2 protein-coding genes are annotated in these 835 nt (G+C 44.0%); both read left to right on the forward strand.

Annotated elements, in window-relative coordinates; translation table 11 throughout:
- Positions 1–93 precede the first annotated feature (93 nt).
- Positions 94–411, forward strand: coding sequence for a hypothetical protein (locus WFH04_RS18085; RefSeq protein ID WP_336825710.1), 318 nt, complete (start codon positions 94–96; stop codon positions 409–411).
- A partial coding sequence (locus WFH04_RS18090) for a helix-turn-helix domain-containing protein (protein ID WP_336825712.1) occupies positions 396–835 on the forward strand: 440 nt, incomplete at its 3' end. The genes WFH04_RS18085 and WFH04_RS18090, both read left to right, overlap by 16 nt.

Here is an 835-nt window from a genome sequence, read left to right on the forward strand (position 1 = left end):
GGAACTGACCTAAGAAAATGAGACAAATAAAAACACCTTTCGTTGAAAATAGGGTATTGAACCTTATGAAATCAATTCGGAGGTGTTTTTTTAATGGCGACTAGAGTTAGTTATCCCGTTGAGGTAAAAATGAAAGCAATTGAAATGAAGTTGGCCGGCATATCTAACAAGCAGGTGCTGGAGGAATTGTGCATCCGAAACGTGTCACAGATCAAAACATGGATGAAATGGTATCGTGAGGGGGAAATGTATCGCCTGCAACAGCCAGTCGGAAAGCAGTATACGTATGGGAAAGGTCCCGAATACGGTAGTGAAACAGCTAAACTGCAAGCGGAAAACCGATATTTGCGGCAACAGGTCGATATTTTAAAAAAGTACAGGGAGTTGGAAAGGATGTGGTCCCAAAAGTAGTAGTTAGTTTGGTAGAGGAACTGAAGGATGTGATGACAGTAAGTGAAGTTTGCCAGCATTTAGGCGTTGCCCGCTCTACATACTACCGATGGCGTAAACAAGCAGATCGAGTAAGCCAAAAAGAGAAACGGGATCAACAGATTGGCGATATGTGCAAGAAGCATAAATTCCGATATGGATATCGCATGATTGCCAGCCTCTTCCCAGGTGTCAGTGAGAAAACAGTACAACGCGTGATGCGGAAAAACGGTTGGCAATGCCGCGTGAAGATCAAGAAACGCAAGCAGACCGGGCAGCCGGCATATGTGGCACCGAATATCCTATCCCGTGATTTTGTAGCTGAGAAGCCTTTGGAGAAGTTAGTGACCGATATTACGTACTTGCCATTTGGGCAATCTATGATGTATCTTTCGAGTATTAAGGA

It is taken from the genome of Sporosarcina sp. USHLN248, from assembly GCF_037144575.1.
GTDB classification, from domain to species: Bacteria; Bacillota; Bacilli; order Bacillales_A; family Planococcaceae; genus Sporosarcina; species Sporosarcina contaminans.

Coding starts and splice junctions, on each gene's coding strand:
- WFH04_RS18085 (WP_336825710.1), top strand. CDS start 94: ATGGCGACTAGAGTTAGTTATCCCGTTGAGGTAAAAATGAAAGCAATT.